Source organism: Nocardia sp. BMG111209 (assembly GCF_000381925.1).
Taxonomy (GTDB): Bacteria; Actinomycetota; Actinomycetes; order Mycobacteriales; family Mycobacteriaceae; genus Nocardia.
The window spans coordinates 884,919-903,761 of record NZ_KB907309.1 but is presented as its reverse complement, the minus strand read 5'-3'; the positions used below and the strand labels follow the sequence as shown (position 1 = coordinate 903,761).

The following is an 18,843-nucleotide window of genomic DNA, read 5'->3' as shown; positions in this document are numbered from 1 at the left end:
CTGAGCGGTTGCTCTGTACTCTTGCGTCTCGGCGGTTCGAAAGGACCGGTGCCCTCGAAGAGAAGGCTCCAGGAGGCGTGCCAGAGCGGCCGAATGGGACTCACTGCTAATGAGTTGTCCCTTCACGGGGACCGGAGGTTCAAATCCTCTCGCCTCCGCCATGTCCGGTAACGGACGATACAACTACATATCGAACAAGCCTGCGCCCGTAGCTCAACGGATAGAGCATCTGACTACGGATCAGAAGGTTAGGGGTTCGAATCCCTTCGGGCGCGCTGAACTGTCCCCCATCGGAATTCCGATGGGGGACAGTTGTTTTCGTATGTGATGTGCATCCCGTTTTCGCGGGCTCCAGGGCGAGTTGTTCACCGGGGGTTCCCCGTGGCTCGAGTACCCTGCACCCACGAACTCGTTCGTGACGGCGAGTGGCCGGGGTCGGAGGCGAAAGGACGGGTGTGACGGGCGCGCGGATGGTCGGGCTGTTCGCCGGGATCGGTGGACTGGAGCTCGGTCTGAGCGCGCACGGATGGCACACCGAACTGCTCTGTGAGATCGATCCGGGCGCGCAGGCCGTACTGGCGGCGCACTTTCCGGATGTCGAGCGGCACGCCGACGTGACCCGGTTGCGCGCGCTGCCCGCCGGCACCGATCTGGTCGCCGCCGGATTCCCTTGCCAGGACCTGTCGCAGGCCGGCCGGACGGCGGGTATCACCGGATCGCGATCCGGTCTGGTGGACGAGGTGTTCCGGCTGGTGCGCCGCCGCCGCGGCCCGCGCTGGCTGCTCATCGAGAATGTGCCGTTCATGCTGCAACTGGATCGCGGCGCGGCGATGCGGCACATCACCACCGCGCTGGAGGAACTCGGCTACACCTGGGCCTATCGCGTCGTGGACGCGCGCGCCTTCGGACTGCCGCAGCGCCGGCAGCGGGTGCTGATGCTGGCGTCGCGCACCGAAGATCCGCGGCCGGTGCTGTTCGGCGCCGAGGCCGGGCCGCGCACGATCGGCGATCCGGCCACCGATCCGTGCGGCTTCTACTGGACCGAGGGCGTGCGCGGGCTCGGCTGGGCGGTGAACGCGGTGCCGACGCTGAAGGGCGGTTCCGGGCTGGGTATCGCGAGCCCGCCCGCGGTGCGGCTGCCCTCGGGTGAGATCGTCACCCCCGGACTCACCGATGCCGAACGGCTACAGGGCTTTTCCCGGGACTGGACCGCGCCCGCGGTGAACGCGCCCGGGGTGCGATCCGGGCATCGGTGGAAACTGGTCGGCAATGCGGTGAGCGTGCGGATGGCGACCTGGGTCGGCTCCCGGCTGGCGGGCCCGCTCCCGGACGAGCCGCTGCCCGACGAACTACCGCTGATCGGACCGCGCTGGCCGACCGCCGCATGGGGGCGCGCGGGCTGCGTCCATCGGGTGCCGGTCTCGACCTGGCCGGTGCACGAGCCCTACGAGGACCTGCGCTGGTTCCTCGACGACGCACGGCTGCTGTCCCCCCGGGCGACCGCCGGATTCCTGCGCCGCGCCGGCCGCGGCACCCTGCGCTTCCCACCCGGATTCCTCGCCGACGTGGAGAACCATCTGCTGCGCATGGGAGGCTTCCCGCAGGAGGCGGCGTGAGGACGCGTGCGGGGCACGGGATCGGCTCGGAACAGCTCGGCGTGCGCCTCACGAAATATTGATAGTCTCTGCCGGATACTTCCCGGGGTGGGAACATCGAGTCCGGTCCGGGCGCTGAAGAGGTGGTGCATGGGTTCCGGACGGCCTGCGACCGATGCCGTGACGAGTGCCCGGATGTCGCGGCAGAAGCGGGTGGGAACGGCGCCGGAGATCGCGTTGCGCCGGGAGTTGCATCGCCGTGGTTGCCGGTATTTCGTCGATCGGGCCCCGCTGACCGGGCTGCGCCGCCGGGCCGATCTGGTGTTCCCGCGCCGCCGGGTGGCGGTGTATGTGGACGGTTGTTTCTGGCACAGCTGCCCGCAGCACGCGACCTCGCCGCGCAACAACGCGCAGTGGTGGGCGGACAAGCTGGCCGGCAATGTCGTCCGCGATCGCGATACCGATGCCCGGCTGATCGCTGCGGGCTGGCAGGTCGTGCGGATCTGGGAGCACGAGGACGCCGTGACGGCGGCCGATCGGGTTCTGGCGGCCCTCGCCGATCGATAACTCGATCGAGTGGGTCATGATGGAGGCAGGTGCCGAGGCAACCATCCGACCAGTTTGTGGCGGCCGACGAACCTACGAATCGAGGGCAATGACGCCAACGGAACATCGCTGGGCGGGGCTGGCCGTTCTGGACCCGCCGCCGGCACCGGTACGCCGGGGCCCGCGGGTGCTGCGCTGGTGCGTGGCCGTGGCCGTGGCGCTCGCCGGAGTTTGTTATTCGTCCTGGGTGCTGGAGTTCGTACTGCCGATCGGGCTCGATCCGGTCAATTCGTTCCTCAGCGAACTGGACGCGCAGGGCCGTTCCTACGGCTGGGTCTTCTCCACCGCGGACACGCTGACCGGAATTCTCGCGTTGATCGCCGCGATCGGGGGGATATTCGAATATTCCTGGGGCAGATTGTCGATCGCGGCCTGGGTGGCGCTGGGTTGTTTCGGTATGTCGACGATCGCCGACGCGCAGTTGCCGCTGCGCACCTGCCATCCGGATCCCTGCCCCAAAACCGATGACAGTGGCCTGTTCCCGCAGCTGCATCAGATCCATGCCCTGACCAGCACGCTGGCGGTGACATCGATCTTCGTGGCGATGATCGCGTTCAGCGCGGCGGCGTTCCGGTACCGGCGCTGGCCGGTGCTGCGGCATTCCGGGTTGTGGATACTCGTGCTCGCGTCGGCGGTGACGGCCTGGATGCTGATCGCCGACAATCTGCCGGGTAATTACGGCCTGGGTATCGCGCAGCGCATCCAGATCGGGTCGATCTCACTGTGGCTGATCGCGCTGGGGGTGCAGCTTGGCGTGACCGCCCGCCGCGCCGAACTCAGCGTCGCCAACGGCGAGCATCCACCAGGGAGCGGGGCGCGGTGGCGGCGAGGGCACCGGAACTGGCCATGATCACGAGCACGGTCAGCATGACGGCGAGGGCGAGGATGTTCTCGAAGAGGGTCATGCAACGAGCGTCACATCGCACGCTCACAGGCCGCGGTGCGCACCGTGCGTAATCGCTGAGAGCTGTGCCGACGGTCCGGTGCCGATCTCTCGAGCCGGTGTGCGGGAACGGAAAATCGGTTGGCCCGGCGGGCGAATGCTGGCAGCCTGGAGAAGCCCTCGAGTGAATGTTCGGTAGCGGGCAGAGTGTGAGCGGTATCCGTGTGACCGGGTGGGGCGATTCGAATCTCCGCGTGACTGCTCCAGACGATGAAGGGGGGAGTTGTGCCGGTTCCGAGTTCCGGACCGTTACGACGCCTGTGGCCCGACCTGCGGGTCTTCCGGCGCGCGCTGTACCTGAGCGCCACCCTGTCCGGGGTGGGCATGATCTGCGATATCGTGCAGCCCGCGGTCACGGCCCGGGTCATCGACGGTCCCGTCGCGCGGCACGAGATGTCCGGCCTCTGGGCGCCGGTGCTGTTGATGCTGCTGCTCGCGGTGATCAACGCGGCCTCGTCCTACACCCGCCGGGCGATCATCGCCGAGCCGGCCGCCGCGGTCGAAACCACCTTGCGCGCCACCATGTTCCGGCAATTGCAGATCCTCTCCGTCGGTGCGCACGACGCCATGGAGTCCGGGCAGCTGACCTCGCGCGCGGTCACCGACATGTCCACGCTGCGCCGGTTCTTCGCGTTCGTGGTGCCGTCGCTGGTGGCCCTGGGCGCCACCGTCGCGGTCGGGCTGGGGTTGCTGTTCGTCTTCGCCTGGCAGATCGGGCTGGTCGAGCTGGCCATCGCGGTGCCGCTGGCGCTGCTCGCGCTGCGCTTCGAACGCGACTACGGCCTGGCGTCCCGGCGCGCCCAGGACCAGTCCGGCGATCTGGCCACCACGGTCGAGGAGTCGGCGCAGGGCATCCGGGTGCTGAAGGCGTTCGGACGCGGGCCCTGGTTCGGGCAGCGCTTCGGCCGGCAGGCCCGCGTACTGCAGGCCCTGGAGCTGGCGAAGGCGCGGCTGGCCGCCCGGCTGTGGGCGGCGCTGAACACGCTGTCGGCGCTGGGTATCGCCGCCGCGCTGGCCATCGGCGGATATCTGCTGGTTCATCACACGATGACCCTGGGCACGCTGGTCGCGGGCATCACGCTGACCACCTTCCTGCAGTGGCCGATCATCGGCTTCGGCATGTTGCTCGCCGAGCTCAACCATTCCCGCACCGCCGCCGAGCGGTACTGGGAGATCATCGACACCCCGGTCGAGATCACCGATCCGGACCGCCCGGTGCCGCTGCCGCAGCTGCTACGCGGCGATCTGCGGTTCGACCATGTGCGCTTCCGGTTCCCGGACGCGGAACGCGATCTGCTGCACGACATCTCGCTGCGGGTGCGACCGGGCGAGACGGTCGCGGTGGTCGGCGCCACCGGCAGCGGTAAATCGGCCCTGCTCGGGCTGGTGGCCCGGCTGTTCGACGTCGCCGGCGCGCCGGGTGGTCCCGGTGCGGTGACCGTCGACGGTATCGATGTCCGCACCCTGCGACTGGCCGATCTGCGCTCGGTCGTATCCGTGGCCTTCGAGGATCCGGTGCTGTTCTCCGCCAGCGTGCACGAGAACGTCACGCTCGGTTATCCCGATGCCACCGAGGCCCAGGTCCGCGCGGCGCTGGAGGTCGCGCGCGCCACCGAGTTCGTCGAGGCCCTGCCGTGGGGTCTGCGCACCCGCATCGGCGAACAGGGCCTGAGCCTGTCCGGCGGTCAGCGTCAGCGGCTGGCCCTGGCCCGGGCCGTCCTGGCCCGGCAGAGCCACGCCGGCGGTCACCTGGTGGTGCTCGACGATCCGTTGTCGGCCCTGGACGTGGCGACGGAGGAACAGGTCCAGACCCGCCTGCGCGTGGCGCTCGCCGGGGCCACCGTCCTGCTGGTCGCCCACCGCCCGTCCACCGCCGCCTGGGCCGACCGCGTCGCCGTCCTCGACGAGGGCCGCATCATCGCCGACGGCCCGCACGAACAACTGCTCGAAACCTGCCCGCGCTACCGGGAACTGATGGGAGGCGAGGTCGATGCCCCGGTCCACGCCCGATGAGAAACCGACGCCGTCGAAACACGCTGTGACAGAAGGTGCAACCGTGCCCGCCCCGGCGGATGACATCCGGAAAGGCCCCGAGGCGACCGCGCCGGGCGATGTGTCCGGCGGTACCGCACCGGGCCAGGTCGGCGGCGTCAGGCAGCACTCCGGAGCAGCCGCATCCGAGACGGTTCGCCGGGCCCACAGATCGGCTTCCGACGCGAAAGCGGTCGGGCGCACGGGGTCCGACGGTGGATCCGTCGCGAATGCGACCGGGCGCACAGAGTCCGGCGGTGGGTCCGACGTGAAAACGGGCGGGCGCATGGAGGCCGGCGGCGGGTCTGTCGGGAATACGACCGGGCGCACGGAGTTCGACGGTGGGTCCGTCGGGAATGCGGTCGGGCGCACGGAGGCCGGCGGCGGGTCCGTCGCGAAAGCTGCCGGCAGCATGGAGTCCGGCGGCGGGTCCGTCGGGAATGCGGTCGGGCGCATGGAGATCGGCGGCGGGTCTGCCGCGCAAGCGGGCGGGCGCATGGAGTCCGGCGGCGGGTCTGTTGGGGTCCTGATCGAGGATGCTCCGGCGGACGACGTGCCCGGCGGGTCCGGGGAAGCCGGGTGGCGTGGGGTGGCCGCGGAGGAGGCCGAGGCGACCGAGGAGGTCAACCTGGCGCTGGCGGCCAGGTCGCGGCGGTTGCTGTGGTCGTTGTTGCGGCCGTATCGGCTGCGCGTGATCGCGGCGCTGGTGATCATCGTGCTGGACAACGCCGCGATCGTGGCCGCACCCCTGTTCGTCGCGTACGGGCTCGACGCCGGGGTGGCTGCGGCGATGCGCGGGGACTGGTCACCGCTGATCGTCGCGGTCGCGGGGTCGGCCGGATGTGCGCTGCTCAGTGGGGTGACGACCTTCTTGTTCGTGCGGACGGCCGCGCAGCTGAGCCAGCAGGTCCTGGTCGATCTGCGGCTGCGGGTGTTCACGCATGTGCAGCGGCTGCCGGTCGCCTTCCACGAGACCTATACCTCCGGCAAGATCGTCGCCCGGCTGACCAGCGATCTGGAATCGCTGGAGGATCTGCTGGACCGCGCGCTGAACGACGCGCTCAGCGCGGTGCTGTCGCTGGCGACGATCGCGGTGGTGCTGCTGTGGCTGGACGTGCCGCTGGCGCTGGTGGTGCTGGCCGGCTTCGTGCCGCTGGTCTACATCACCCGCTGGGCCCAGCGGCATCAGCGGGCCGGGTATCGGCGCACCCGCGGCGCGATCGCGAAGGTCGTGGTCCACTTCGTGGAGACCATGGGCGGTATCCGCGCGGTGCAGGCGTTCCGGCGTGAGGAGCGTAACCAGACCATCCTGGGCGTCGAGGACACCGAATATCGGGCCGCCAACAGCAGTGCGCTGCGCGGCATGGCGATCTACATCGGCCTGGTCCGGGCCATCAGCGGCGCGACCACGGTGGTGATCCTGCTGGTCGGCGGCTGGCGGGTGATCCGCGGCGACACCGCGATCGGCGTGCTGGCCGCCTTCCTGCTCTACCTGCGGCAGTTCTACGGCCCGCTGGACGAACTGGCACAGGTTTTCAACTCGTACCAGTCGGCGGCCGCGGCGCTGGAGCGGATCTCCGGAGTGCTGGAGGAGCGGCCGACCGTGCCGGAACCGCTCGAACCCCGCCCGGTGGCCGAGCCGGGTGCGCGAGCCCGCGGCAAACTGCGCTTCGACCGGGTGTCCTTCGACTACCCGTTGCGTGGGGGTGCGGGACCGGATCCCGACGCGGCCACGACCGGGCACGACGGCATGGGCTCGGGTCCGGTTGGGACAGACCCGGTAGTGGGCTGGGCCGAGGCAGGGCACGACGCCATGGGCTCGGGTCCGGTTGGGACAGACCCGGTAGTGGGCTGGGCCGAGGCAGGGCACGACGCCATGGGCTCGGGTCCGGTTGGGACAGACCCGGTAGTGGGCTGGGCCGAGGCAGGGCACGACGCCATGGGCTCGGGTCCGGTTAGGGCAGACCCGGCGGTGGGCTCGGCCGAGGCAGGGCGCGACGGCGCGGGATCGGACCGGGTGGTAGGCGACGCGGCCGCGAGTACGACCGCATCCCGGCCCGGTGACGTGACCGCATCCCGGCCCGGTGACGCGACCGCATCCCGGCCCGGTGACGCGACCGCATCCCGGCGCGGTGACGCGACCGGAACCCGGCCCGGTGACGCGGGCGCGTCCGGATCCGGTGACGCGGGTGTGTCCCGGTTCGGCGACCGTCCGACCCAGTTGGAGTTGTCGCTGACCGTTCCGGCGGGGCAGGTGGTGGCGCTGGTCGGTGCGACGGGGGCCGGGAAGTCGACGCTGGCGAAACTGGTGGCGCGCTTCTACGACCCGACCGGCGGCAACGTGCGGCTCGACGGTGTCGACCTGCGCGATATCGCCGATGTCGAGCTGCGGCGCAACATCACCATGGTGACCCAGGAGTCGTACCTGTTCTCCGGTTCGGTGGCCGACAACATCCGGCTCGGCAAGCCGGAGGCCACCGATGCGGAGGTGCGGGCCGCGGCCGGTGCGGTCGGGCTGGCGGATTTCGTCGATACGCTGCCCGAGGGCTTCGAGACCGATGTGCGCAAGCGCGGCGGCCGGTTGTCGGCCGGGCAGCGGCAGCTGGTGGCGTTCGCCAGGGTTTTCCTGGCGGATCCGGCGGTGATCGTGCTGGACGAGGCCACGTCCAGCCTGGATATTCCGGGCGAGCGGCTGGTGCAGCGGGCGCTCGAGACGGTGCTGTACGGCCGCACGGCCGTCATCATCGCGCATCGGCTGTCCACGGTCGCGATTGCCGATCGGGTGCTGGTGCTGGAGGCCGGCCGGGTGGTCGAGGACGGGTCGCCCGACGAATTGGTCGCTGCCACAGGACGTTTCGCCGCGCTGCACACCGCGTGGCGGGAGTCGCTGGTGTAGGTCGGGTTCCGTTCGGACTGCGCGCGAGCGGCACTCCGATGACTGGGGCGTAACCTGTGGGCCGTCGTCACCTAACGTAGAGGGGTGACGAATCCAGCCCAGGGTGATACGACGGCCGCGCAAGAGGGCGGCCGCAACGGGGACACGGTCGCGGCGGAGTCGCGCTGGCCGGCGATTCTCACCTGGCGAGCACACAATTTCTCCCGGATGGAGTCGGTCCGGGTGACCGTCACCGGTAACCGCATCCGGGCCTCCGGCCGCATCATCGCCGGTGAGTGTGACGATCACCCGGCCTTCAGCGCCTCCTACGACCTGGTCACCGACGAGGCCGGGATGACCAAGCGGCTGTCGCTGCGCAGTACGGTCGCCGCGGGCGAGCGGCATGCGTCGATCGCGCGCGACGAGGAGAACTACTGGCTGATCGACGCCGGCGGCAGCCATGTGCGATCCACCTTCGGTGATGCCCTGGATGTCGACGTGGTGCTCAGCCCGTTCTTCAACACCCTCCCGATCCGGCGCTTCGGCCTGTCCCGCACCTCCGACTACGTGGAGGTGCCGGTCGTCTACGTGCGGCTGCCGGAACTGCTGGTCGAGGAGGCGAAGCTGACCTACTCCAGCGGCGCCGACGGCATCCACGTGCTGTCGCCGGTGTCCACCGCGACCGTGACAGTCGACCAGGACGGCTTCCTGCTGAACTATCCGGGTCTCGCCGAGCGGATCTGATCGGCCGATCAGTCCAGCTGCCGGATCACCCCGCCGCGCTGCCCGGCCGCGCGCAAGCGCTCGTGCCAGTCGTGGTCGCCGGGGCGGATGCCGGTGATGTCCTCGCGTTCCAGCGTGTCGTAGCGGTTGCGTTCGCTGTATCCGGCATCGATCAGCGTGCCGAGCGTGCCGTCGGCGGCCAGCGTGTCGCGGGCGTCGCCGAGCAGTCGCAGCGTGTCGTCCAGCGCGTCGAGCAGCGCCGCGGCATTCGGCTCGCAGATCGCGCGGACCAGGCCGGGCGCGGTGCCCGCGACGCGGGTGCCGTCCCGGAAGGATCCGGCGGCCAGTCCCAGCGCCAGATCACCGCCGGCGGCCCCGGCCACCGCGAGCGTCTCGGCGAGCACATGCGGCAGATGCGAGATCCGCGCGACCGCGCGATCGTGTTCCTCGGCGACCACCGGGGCGATCACCGCACCGCAATCCAGCGCCAGTCGTGCCACCCGCGTCCAGGACTCGGCGTGGGTGCCGGGATCGACCCCCAGCGCCCACACCGCACCGGCGAACAGATCGGCACCGGATGCCGCCCAACCGGATTCGGCCGTGCCGGCCATCGGATGCCCACCGACGAACCGCGCCTCGAGTTCGTGCTTGCGCACGGTCGCCAGCACCGGCGCCTTCACGCTGATCACATCGGTGAGCACACAGCCCGGGGCGAGCAGCCGGATATCGGAGAGGACCGAGTCCAGCGCGGGCATCGGCACCCCCACCACGATCACCGCATCCTCGGCCGCGGCCCGCTCCAGGACCGGCCGGATATCGGTGCCGACGTCGAATCCGTCGGCCCGCGCGGCCTCCGCACCTGCGGCGGAACGGTTGTATCCCCAGCTCCGGTAGCCTGCCGCCGCGGCGGCGCGCAGCACGGACCCTCCGATCAGTCCGGTGCCCAGCACACATACCGCTGATTTCCGTAGGGCTGTCATCGAATCAGATTCGCATACGACTTCAACATTTCCGCCGAAGCGGACTACCGTTGCGGCCATGGCACAGCGCTCGAGCACGAACAGGGCGGCGTCGGATGAAGGCGACGACGTGGATGGCTTCGCCGTGGCGGTAATTCGCGAGGACAGCAAGTGGCGGTGCAGCCCGCTCAGTTCGGCCGCACTGCTCAGCCTGGAGGCGGCGGACAGCGAGCTGCGAGCGCTGCGCAGCACCGGAGCCGTGTTCGGATTACTCGACGTGGACGATGAATTCTTCGTCGTGCTGCGGCCGGGCCCGGCCGGCAGCCGTCTGTTGCTCTCCGATGCCACCGCCGCGATCGACTACGACATCGCCGCCGATGTCCTGGACGAGTTGAACATCGAGATCCCCGATATCGATCCCGACGAGATCGATGACGTGGAGCCCTGGGGCGAAGGCGATCTCGGTGTGCTCGCCGATCTCGGCCTGCCGGAGCCGGTGCTCAGCGTGATCCTGGCCGATACCGAGCTCTATCCGGACGAGCAGATCACGATGATCGCGCAGCGCCTGGGCTTCGCGGGTGAACTCACCGCGGTGCTGGACAAACTGCCGCACTGAATGCGGCCACCCTCACCCGCTCTCGACGAGGCGTACGTGCGCGCGGCTCTGGCCGCCGCCGACGCCGCGGACCCCCGGGACGTGCCCGTCGGCGCGGTCGTATTCGACGCCGACGGCCGCGAGCTGGCCCGCGCGGCCAACGCGCGCGAGGCGACCGGCGACCCGACCGCACACGCCGAGATCCTCGCGCTGCGCGCCGCCGCGGCGGTGGGCGGCGACGGCTGGCGGCTGTCCGAGGCCACCCTCGCGGTGACCCTGGAGCCCTGCACGATGTGCGCCGGGGCCCTGGTGCTGGCCCGGGTGCGGCGGCTGGTCTTCGGGGCATGGGAGCCGAAGACCGGCGCCGTCGGCTCGCTGTGGGATGTGGTGCGTGACCGTCGTCTCAATCATCGTCCCGAGGTTCGGGGCGGCATTCTCGAATCCGAGTGTGCCGCAAGGCTGGACGCCTTCTTCCGCACCCAGCGCCCCTGATCGGCCGCGGCAGCGGGATCCAGGCGATTTACGGTTTCGGCGACCCTTCCGGTAAAGTCACCCGCGGTGGCGTGTCCGAGCGGCCTAAGGAGCACGCCTCGAAAGCGTGTGTGGGGTATCCCCCCACCGAGGGTTCAAATCCCTCCGCCACCGCCTCGAGCCCCTTACCTGTTTCGGCAGGTGAGGGGCTTTTTCATCCCGCCTGCTCCCAGTGCGGCCGATGTTCGGCCAATTCGCTGAACACCCGCAGGCCCGCGGCGATCTTGCCGGACATGATGTTCAACTGCTCGGGTGGTACCGGGGTGCCGGTGGCTGCAGCCGCGGCGAGGGTGTCGCGGACCTGTTCGAGCCACAACTGCGCGAAGTGGAGGTGGCGGTCGAGGGGCATGGGCCGAGACTACTCCGGTTCGAACGTACATTCGATAACGAATCCGTCTCGGGCCGATCCGGCGGATCGCTCGCGGCGCGGCCCGACTTGTCGGTATCCGGGGCTACGGTCGGAACCGAGACCGAAGGGAGTCACAGATGACCGGTGTGCGGACCTATCCCGCAGGTGTGACGTCATGGATCGACGTGGAGTGCCTCGATGTCGAGGCCGCGAAAGCGTTCTACGGCAACATATTCGGCTGGACCTTCGCCGACGCGACGCCACCGGGCGCGCCGTCGCGGTATGTCATCGCGCAGCTGGCCGGTGCGGATGTCGCGGGTATCGGAGTTCCCGTCGATCCGGCGGCCGCACGGCCCGGATCGGCAACGTGGAACACCTATGTCGCCGTCGACGATGCGCAGGCCGCCGCCGACCGGATCGTGGCCGCGGGCGGCCGCGTCGTCGCACCGCCCACACCTGCCGGTGAGGGTGGGATTCTCGCGGTCTGCGCGGATCCGACCGGCGCCGGGTTCCGGCTGTGGCAGGCCGGCCGCCGGTCCGGCGCGCAGCTCGTCAACGTGCCCGGTGCGTGGAATTTCAGCAATCTGCGCACGGCCGACCCGGCGGGGTCGCAGGCCTTCTACACCGAGGTTTTCGGCTGGTCCATCGAGGATCTCGGCTTCGCGACGATGATCCGCCGCCCCGGCTACGGTGATCATCTCGCCGCGACCGTCGATCCGGATATTCGCGAGCGCCAATCCGGTCCCATGGTGCCGCCCGGTTTCGCCGATGCGATCGGCTGGGTGGAGCCGCTCGCGCCCGGCGAGACGCCGCGCTGGCACGTTGCCTTCACCGTGGCCGATCGCGACGAAACCGCCAGTGCGGCAACACGACTGGGCGGCACCGTACTCGCCACCGGCGATACCGACTGGACCCGGGACGCGGTGATCCGCGACCCGCAGGGCGCGACGTTCACGGCGAGCCAATTCACCCCGCCGTCCTGAACCGGCGGCAACGTCGCCGGGCCGGGGGTCCGGTCCGCCACCGCCACGAATTCGTCCGATCAGGGGACTATTGTGGGCGGACGTGGACCTACGCATCTTCACCGAGCCCCAGCAGGGGGCCGACTACGACGACTTGTTGCGCGTGGCGAAGGCGACCGAGGCCGCCGGCTTCGACGCCTTCTTCCGTTCCGACCACTTCCTGAAGATGGGCGGGGTGTCCGGGCTGCCGGGCCCCACCGACGCCTGGCTCACGCTGGCGGCGCTGGCCCGGGAGACCTCCCGTATCCGGCTGGGCACCCTGGTCACCTCGGCCACCTTCCGGCATCCGTCGGTACTGGCCGTCTCGGTGGCGCAGGTGGACCGGATGTCCGGCGGCCGAGTCGAATTCGGGCTCGGCGCGGGCTGGTTCGCGGGTGAGCACGAGGCCTACGGCATCGAATTGCCCGGCCCGGCAGAACGTTTCGATCGATTCGCGGAACAGCTGGAGATCATCACCGGGCTGTGGGCCACCCCGGAGGGCGGCAGCTTCGACTTCACCGGCAAGCACTACCGGCTGGCAGGCGCACCGGCACTGCCGAAGCCGGTGCAGCGGCCGGGTCCGCCGGTGATCATCGGTGGCTTCGGCAAGAAGCGCACGCCGGAACTGGCGGCCCGCTTCGCACAGGAGTTCAACGTCGCCTTCTCCGATACCGATACGGCCACAACCCAATTCGAACGGGTCACCGCCGCCGCGCAGGCGATCGGCCGGGACCCGGGCGAGATCATCCGGTCGGTCGCGCAGGTGCTGTGTGTCGGGCGCGACGAGGCCGAGGTGTCCCGCCGGGCCGCCGCCATCGGCCGCGAGCCCGCCGAACTGCGCGCCAACGGTCTCGGCGGCTCGCCCGCCGAGGTGGTCGACAAGATCGGCCGCTACCGCGAGGCCACCGGCATCACCCGGCTCTACCTGCAGCTGCTCGACCTCTCGGATCTGGATCACCTGGAGCTGGTGGCCGCCGAGATCGCCCCGCAACTGGGCTGATTCGGCAACGCCCCGGAAAGCGCTCGGCCCCGCACCCGAATTCGGGTGCGGGGCCGAGCTTTTCGCTGCGGAGGATCAGCCGACCGGAACCGGTTCCGCGGCCGCCTGCTTGTCCTGCTGCTGCAACGCGCGCAGCTTGGAACCCTCGACGTCGATATCGGGCAGGATCCGATCCAGCCACTTCGGCAGCCACCAGGCCCACTTGCCCAGCAGCACCAGCAGCGACGGGATCAGCACCATCCGGACCAGGAAGGCGTCGAACAGCACGCCCGCGGCCAGCGCGAAGCCCATCGACTTCGCGGTGACATCGGATTCCATCAGGAAGCCCGCGAACACCGAGATCATGATGATCGCCGCCGAGGTGACCACCCGGGCGCCGTGGTGGTAACCCACCACCACCGCGTCCTTCGGTGACCGGCCGTGCATGTACTCCTCGCGCATCCGGGTCACCAGGAACACCTGGTAGTCCATGGCGAGGCCGAACACCAAGCCGATCAAGACGATCGGCAGGAAGCTGACCAGCGGATGGGTCTCCTTGATCAGCCCCAGCTTGCCCTCCTGGAAGATCAGCACCGTGGCGCCGAACGTGGCCGCCATCGACAACAGGAAGCCCAGGGCAGCGGTCAGCGGCACCAGGATCGACCGGAACACCAGCACCAGCAGGACGAACGCCGCCAGCGCCACGATCGACATGTACGGCACGATCTTGCCGAGCAGCGCGTTCGACACGTCGGCGTAGATGGCGGTGGTACCGGTGATGCCGTACTCCATGCCGTAGCGCGCCTTGAACGCGCTCTCCGCGTCGCGGGCGTGCTTCACCAGATCCTGCGTGGCCTTGTTGTTCGGCCCCGAGGTCGGGACCGCCTTCAACAGGGCGCCGGTGCTGTTCACGTAGTCGTTGGCTTTGCTCTGCTGATCGACCGTGTTGGTCTGCGCCGCGGTCACGTAGTCCATGCCGGGATACGAGGCCAGCTTGTCGTGCAGTTCGGTGACCGCCGCCTGGCGCTGCTTCGGATCCACGTTGGTCAGATCCGCGACCACGGTCAGGATGCCGTTGCTGCCCTCACCGAAACCCTCGGTGCGCAGGTCGTACGCCTTGCGGATGGTGGTCGTCTTCGGCTGCGCGTCCTCACCGGGCAGGCCCAGGGTCAGCTTGGTGGCGGGCAGCGCCAGCAGGCCGAGCACCACCACGGCCAGCACCAGCGTGACCGCCGGCATCCGGCCGATCAGGCGGCCGACCCGCATACCGTTGGTGACCGAGTTCTCGTCCTCGGGATCGTGCTTGGCGACCAGCGGCAGCTTCGGCTTGAACAGGAACCGGCCGAAGGCGCCCATCAGCGCCGGCAGCAGGGTCAGCGCGACCATGATGGCGAAGGCCGCGGCCAGCGCGCCGCCCAGGCCCATCCAGGTGAGGAAGCTGACGCCGACGATGCTGAGCCCGCACAGCGCCACGATGACGGTCATACCGGCGAACACCACCGCGGAACCGGCGGTGCCGATCGCGCTACCGGCCGCCTCCTCCGGCGAATCCTGTACGGCCAGTTCGTGTTTGTATCGGGAGACGATGAACAGCGCGTAGTCGATGGACAACGCGATACCGATCATCGACGCCAGCACGGTCGTGAACGCCGGGATATTGGCGATCGAGGTGCCCGCCATGATCAGCGCCGACGCCGAGCCGACACCGATGATGCCGGTCAGGATCGGCACGAACGCGGCGATCAGCGCCCCGAAGGCGATCATCATCACGATGAAGGCGACGGCGTAGCCGATCATCTCGGCGCTGCCGCTGCTCTGCATCTGCTTCTGCGCGACGGTGCCGTCCATCTCGACGGTCAGCCCGGCGGCGCGGGCGTCGTCGGCGACGTTGTAGGCCAGCGTCCGGTCGGCGTCGGTGACGTCGGCGAACTTCTTGATGGCGAACGGCGCCTGGATCACGGCCACCGAATCGGGGATGTCCTTGCTCAGCACGTTCAGTGGTGCGGCGCTGCAACGGGACACGAAGTCCGAGCCGGTCCGCTCACCGCCGAGGCAGTTCATCTGGGTGGCGGCCTCGATCGGATCGGCCAGCGGCTTGGCGTGGTCGATGATGTCGAGGTTGTTCAGCTTCTGCACCAGCGCGGTGACCGCGGCGTGGTTCGCGGGATCGGTGAGCTTCTGGCCCGCCGGGGCGCCGACCACGTAGGTGCCCGTGACCGCGTCGAACTTGAACTGCGCGGACAGCCCGGGGAACTGCTTGTCCAGAATCTCTGTGGCGCGGGCCGAGGGCAGGTTCGGCATGTTGAAGTCGTCCTTGACCGGCTGCTTCAAGCTGACGCCGAGGACGCCGAGGATCACGATGATCAGTAACCAGACGGGCAGGACGATCCATTTCCGGCGGAAGGCGAATTTGCCCCACCGGTACAGATATACGGACACGAGGGATGTGCTCCTAGTGATGGCTTCGGATCGGGTGCTGAGCTGTCTGTGGGGGCCCGTAGGGCAAGCACTCACGCGGTCGCCGCGCCGCGAACCGCCTCCATGTAACGCTGTCTACCTACCGTGCGGTAGGTAGACTACCTATGATTAACCGGAGGTACAACCTCGATATTAGGGGATGCCCCAACGGGGGTTCGAAGTCGATGAGAGGATCACCTTATGGCGGTGCGCAGTACTCCCGGAGGGGTCGTCGCAGGTAGAAGTACCAAAGAGGCGATTCGGGAGGCCGCGATCGAGCTGTTTTCGGACAAAGGATTCGAACAGACGAGCCTGCGCGAGGTCGCCGATGCGGTAGGAATCACAAAAGCTTCGCTGTATTACCACTACGCGTCGAAGCAGGATCTGCTGCTGGCGATCGTCGACCCGATCGTCGACGACCTGCACGCGGTCGCCGACGGCCTGACCGAATTGGAGCACGGCCCGGCCGGTCAGCGCGCGATACTGACCCGGCAGGTGCGCGCGATGCTCCGGCACCGCCGCACGGTGCTGATGTTCGTGCGCGACACCACGGCGATCGCGCGGGCCATCGCCAACCGCGACGAGGAGCTCAAGGATGCGCGGATGCGGCTGTGCCGCTGGCTGGCCGGGCCGGACCCCAGCGACGAGGCCCTGTTGCGCGCCGCCGCGGCCTTCCAGGTGCTGACCGTGGCGCTCGGATCGCAGGAACTGGTGCCGGAGGCCGACACCGAGCTCATCGAGCGAGTGGTGCTGGACGCCGCGCTCGGTGTGCTGGGTGTCGGAGCGGCGGACGGAACCGAGGACGATCGTGCACATCACGGCTAGGGTCGACTACGCCGTCCGGGCGCTGCTGGAGATCGCGGGGGCCCAGCCGGACGCCGCGAAGGCCGACGGTATCGCCGCCGCACAGGCCATTCCGCCCAAGATCCTGGAAACGGTGCTGGCCGAACTGCGCCGGGCCGAACTGGTCCGCAGCCGCCGCGGCCCCGACGGCGGTTACCGCCTGGCCCGGCCGCCCGCCGAGATCAGCATCGCCGACGTGATCCGCGCGATGGAGGGCCCGCTGGCCTCCGTGCGCGGGCAGCGGCCCGAGGATGTGGCCTACGGTGGTGCGGCACGGCCGTTGCAGCAGGTGTGGATCGCGCTGCGCGTGAATATCCGCGCTGTGCTGGAACAGGTGTCGATCGCCGATATCGCCGCCGGCGATCTGCCCGGCTTCGTGGCCGAGCTCACGAGCGACCCCGGCGCCTGGACGCGCCGGCCGGTTCCGGATGGGACCCCATCCGTGGTGCTGAGAGGAGAAAAGGGCGAGCCGTCCGTCGAACGATGGCGGTAGCCTGCACGCATCATGTTGATCCGATTGCTCCGCACCTTCCTGGCTCCCTACCGCACACAGCTGGTGGGTGTCGTGGTGCTTCAGCTGATATCTGTTATAGCGATGCTCTATCTTCCGTCGCTCAACGCCGACATCATCGACAACGGCGTCACCAAGGGCGATGTGACCTACATCTGGACGACCGGTCTGTGGATGCTGCTGGTGTCCGGGGTGCAGATCGTGGCCTCGGCCGCCTCGGTGTATCTGGGCGCGCAGGCCGCGATGGCGGCCGGGCGCGATATCCGCGCCGCCCTGCTGCACCGGGTCGGATCCTTCTCCGCCCGCGAGGTCGGCGTGTTCGGCGCGCCCTCGCTGATCACCCGCAACACCAACGACGTCCAGCAGGTGCAGCTGCTCATCGTGATGAGCGTGACCGTGCTGGTGATGGCGCCGATCATGTGCATCGGCGGCATCGTGATGGCGTTGCGGCAGAGCCTCGGGCTGTCCTGGGTGCTGGTCGTCGCGGTGCCGGTGCTCGGCGCGACGATGGGCCTGGTCATCTCGCGGATGGTGCCCGGCTTCCGACAGATGCAGGAACGCATCGACGGCGTGAACCGGGTACTGCGCGAACAGATCACCGGCATCCGGGTGGTGCGGGCGTTCGTGCGCGAGCGGCAGGAGACCTGGCGCTTCGGCGTGGCCAACAAGGAGCTGACCGACATCTCGCTGTACGTCGGCCGGTTGGCGGCGCTGATGTTCCCGGCGGTGATGCTGATCAGCAACGTCACCACGGTGGCGGTCATCTGGTTCGGCGGGCATCGGATCGACTCCGGGTCGATGCAGGTCGGCGCGCTGACCGCGATGCTGTCGTACATCATGCAGATCCTGATGGCCGTGATGATGGCGTCGTTCCTGGCGATCCTGGCGCCGCGCGCGGCGGTCTCCGGGGAGCGCATCGCCGAGGTCCTCGACACCGAATCGTCGGTGCAGCCGCCGCGGTTGCCGCAGCCGTTCACCGAGGACGCGGGCACGGTCGACTTCGCCTTCGCCGAGTTCAAATATCCGGGCGCCGAGAAGCCGGTGCTGCAGGCCATCCGGTTCCGGGTCGAGCCCGGCACCACCACGGCGATCGTCGGATCCACCGGTTCCGGTAAGACCACGCTGGTCAACCTGATTCCCCGGCTGATCGATGTCACCGACGGTGCGGTGTACGTGGGCGGCACCGATGTCCGGCACATCGACCTCGAAACGCTGCGCGGGTCGATCGGCCTGGTGCCGCAGCGCGGATACCTGTTCTCCGGCACCGTCGCGAGCAATCTGCGCTACGGCCGCCCGGAGGCCACCGACGAGGAGCTCTGGGCGGCACTGGAGATCGCGCAGGCGGCCGATTTCGTCCGGGATATGCCGCAGGGGCTGGAAACCCCGGTGGCGCAGGGCGGTACGACCGTCTCCGGCGGTCAGCGGCAGCGGCTCGCGATCGCCCGCGCGCTGGTCCGCAAGCCGCGGATCTATCTGTTCGACGACTGCTTCTCCGCCCTGGACGTGGCCACCGACGCGCGCGTCCGCGAGGCCCTCCGGCCGGAAATCGCGCAGGCCGCGGTCATCACGGTGGCGCAGCGGATTTCGACGATCCGCGACGCCGACCAGATCGTGGTGCTGGAGGACGGTGCGATGGTCGGCCTCGGTACCCACGACCAATTGGTCCGCGAGTGCAAGGAATATCGAGAGATCGTGGAATCCCAGCTCAGTGTGACGGAGGCGGCCCGATGAGCCACAATGGCGAAGCCGCTCACCGGGCCGCCCGGGTGCGGGTGTCCCGCAGAGACACAGCCGGCCCGATGAGCCACAATGGCGAAGCCGCTCACCGGGCCGCCCGGGTGCGGG

At 69.3% G+C, this 18,843-nt stretch carries 16 protein-coding genes and 3 tRNA genes; 16 read left to right on the top strand and 3 right to left on the bottom strand.

Annotated elements, in window-relative coordinates; translation table 11 throughout:
* Positions 1-71 precede the first annotated feature (71 nt).
* The 8 genes from G361_RS0135335 (at position 72) to G361_RS0135300 (ending at position 8,794) form a co-directional block, all read left to right on the top strand.
* A tRNA-Ser gene (locus tag G361_RS0135335) sits at positions 72-161 on the top strand.
* A gap of 41 nt (positions 162-202) precedes the next feature.
* Positions 203-275 (top strand) — tRNA-Arg (locus G361_RS0135330).
* A 195-nt stretch (positions 276-470) separates the two neighbouring features.
* Positions 471-1,616, top strand: a complete 1,146-nt coding sequence (locus tag G361_RS0135325) for a DNA cytosine methyltransferase (protein ID WP_019931870.1) — start codon at positions 471-473, stop codon at positions 1,614-1,616.
* Positions 1,617-1,745: 129 nt separating this feature from the next.
* Entirely contained in the window at positions 1,746-2,162 is a 417-nt protein-coding gene (locus G361_RS0135320) for a very short patch repair endonuclease (RefSeq protein ID WP_036496187.1), read from the top strand.
* Positions 2,163-2,250: 88 nt separating this feature from the next.
* Positions 2,251-3,051 carry a DUF998 domain-containing protein gene (locus tag G361_RS45915; protein ID WP_019931868.1) on the top strand — a complete coding sequence of 267 codons (801 nt, stop codon included), beginning with the start codon at positions 2,251-2,253 and terminating at the stop codon, positions 3,049-3,051.
* Between the two features lie 318 nt (positions 3,052-3,369).
* The gene (locus tag G361_RS0135310; protein WP_231387192.1) at positions 3,370-5,157 is read left to right on the top strand and encodes an ABC transporter ATP-binding protein; all 1,788 of its coding nucleotides are present in this window, start codon (positions 3,370-3,372) and stop codon (positions 5,155-5,157) included.
* A gap of 472 nt (positions 5,158-5,629) precedes the next feature.
* Positions 5,630-8,071: an ABC transporter ATP-binding protein gene (locus G361_RS51290; protein WP_231387191.1), complete on the top strand. Its 2,442-nt coding sequence runs from the start codon at positions 5,630-5,632 to the stop codon at positions 8,069-8,071.
* A 174-nt stretch (positions 8,072-8,245) separates the two neighbouring features.
* A complete protein-coding gene (locus tag G361_RS0135300; protein ID WP_255359888.1) occupies positions 8,246-8,794 on the top strand; it encodes a putative glycolipid-binding domain-containing protein in 549 nt (182 codons plus the stop codon).
* Positions 8,795-8,802: 8 nt separating this feature from the next.
* Here the strand turns inward: G361_RS0135300 and G361_RS0135295 are convergent, their stop codons facing one another.
* Positions 8,803-9,753, bottom strand: coding sequence for a prephenate dehydrogenase (locus G361_RS0135295; RefSeq protein ID WP_026343889.1), 951 nt, complete (start codon positions 9,751-9,753; stop codon positions 8,803-8,805).
* Between the two features lie 58 nt (positions 9,754-9,811).
* On the opposite strand from G361_RS0135295, the gene G361_RS0135290 reads away from it, so the two are divergent.
* From G361_RS0135290 to G361_RS0135280, 3 genes are all read left to right on the top strand, one after another.
* Positions 9,812-10,348: a tRNA adenosine deaminase-associated protein gene (locus G361_RS0135290; RefSeq protein WP_019931863.1), complete on the top strand. Its 537-nt coding sequence runs from the start codon at positions 9,812-9,814 to the stop codon at positions 10,346-10,348.
* On the top strand, positions 10,349-10,819 hold the full coding sequence (locus tag G361_RS0135285) for a nucleoside deaminase (protein ID WP_036496186.1): 471 nt from the start codon (positions 10,349-10,351) through the stop codon (positions 10,817-10,819).
* Between the two features lie 65 nt (positions 10,820-10,884).
* A tRNA-Ser gene (locus G361_RS0135280) sits at positions 10,885-10,972 on the top strand.
* 40 nt (positions 10,973-11,012) lie between these two features.
* Here G361_RS0135280 and G361_RS0135275 read toward each other — a convergent pair.
* Entirely contained in the window at positions 11,013-11,207 is a 195-nt protein-coding gene (locus tag G361_RS0135275; RefSeq protein ID WP_019931861.1) for a DUF6374 family protein, read from the bottom strand.
* A 137-nt stretch (positions 11,208-11,344) separates the two neighbouring features.
* Here G361_RS0135275 and G361_RS0135270 point away from each other — a divergent pair, with 137 nt between their 5' ends.
* Both G361_RS0135270 and G361_RS0135265 read left to right on the top strand, forming a co-directional pair.
* Positions 11,345-12,190 (top strand): VOC family protein, encoded by an 846-nt coding sequence (locus tag G361_RS0135270; RefSeq protein ID WP_019931860.1) that lies wholly within the window; start codon positions 11,345-11,347, stop codon positions 12,188-12,190.
* Between the two features lie 82 nt (positions 12,191-12,272).
* Entirely contained in the window at positions 12,273-13,208 is a 936-nt protein-coding gene (locus G361_RS0135265) for an LLM class F420-dependent oxidoreductase (protein ID WP_019931859.1), read from the top strand.
* Positions 13,209-13,283: 75 nt separating this feature from the next.
* Here the strand turns inward: G361_RS0135265 and G361_RS0135260 are convergent, their stop codons facing one another.
* Positions 13,284-15,626 (bottom strand): MMPL family transporter, encoded by a 2,343-nt coding sequence (locus tag G361_RS0135260; RefSeq protein ID WP_019931858.1) that lies wholly within the window; start codon positions 15,624-15,626, stop codon positions 13,284-13,286.
* A 219-nt stretch (positions 15,627-15,845) separates the two neighbouring features.
* Between G361_RS0135260 and G361_RS45900 the strand changes: the two genes are divergently transcribed.
* Genes G361_RS45900 through G361_RS0135245 form a run of 3 tightly spaced genes read left to right on the top strand, consistent with a single transcriptional unit; the run spans position 15,846 to position 18,729 of the window.
* Positions 15,846-16,469, top strand: a complete 624-nt coding sequence (locus tag G361_RS45900; protein ID WP_019931857.1) for a TetR/AcrR family transcriptional regulator — start codon at positions 15,846-15,848, stop codon at positions 16,467-16,469.
* The gene (locus tag G361_RS0135250; protein WP_019931856.1) at positions 16,453-16,980 is read left to right on the top strand and encodes an Rrf2 family transcriptional regulator; all 528 of its coding nucleotides are present in this window, start codon (positions 16,453-16,455) and stop codon (positions 16,978-16,980) included. The genes G361_RS45900 and G361_RS0135250 overlap by 17 nt, the downstream gene beginning before the upstream one ends.
* Positions 16,981-16,992: 12 nt before the next feature.
* Positions 16,993-18,729: an ABC transporter ATP-binding protein gene (locus G361_RS0135245; protein ID WP_019931855.1), complete on the top strand. Its 1,737-nt coding sequence runs from the start codon at positions 16,993-16,995 to the stop codon at positions 18,727-18,729.
* Positions 18,730-18,843 lie beyond the last annotated feature (114 nt).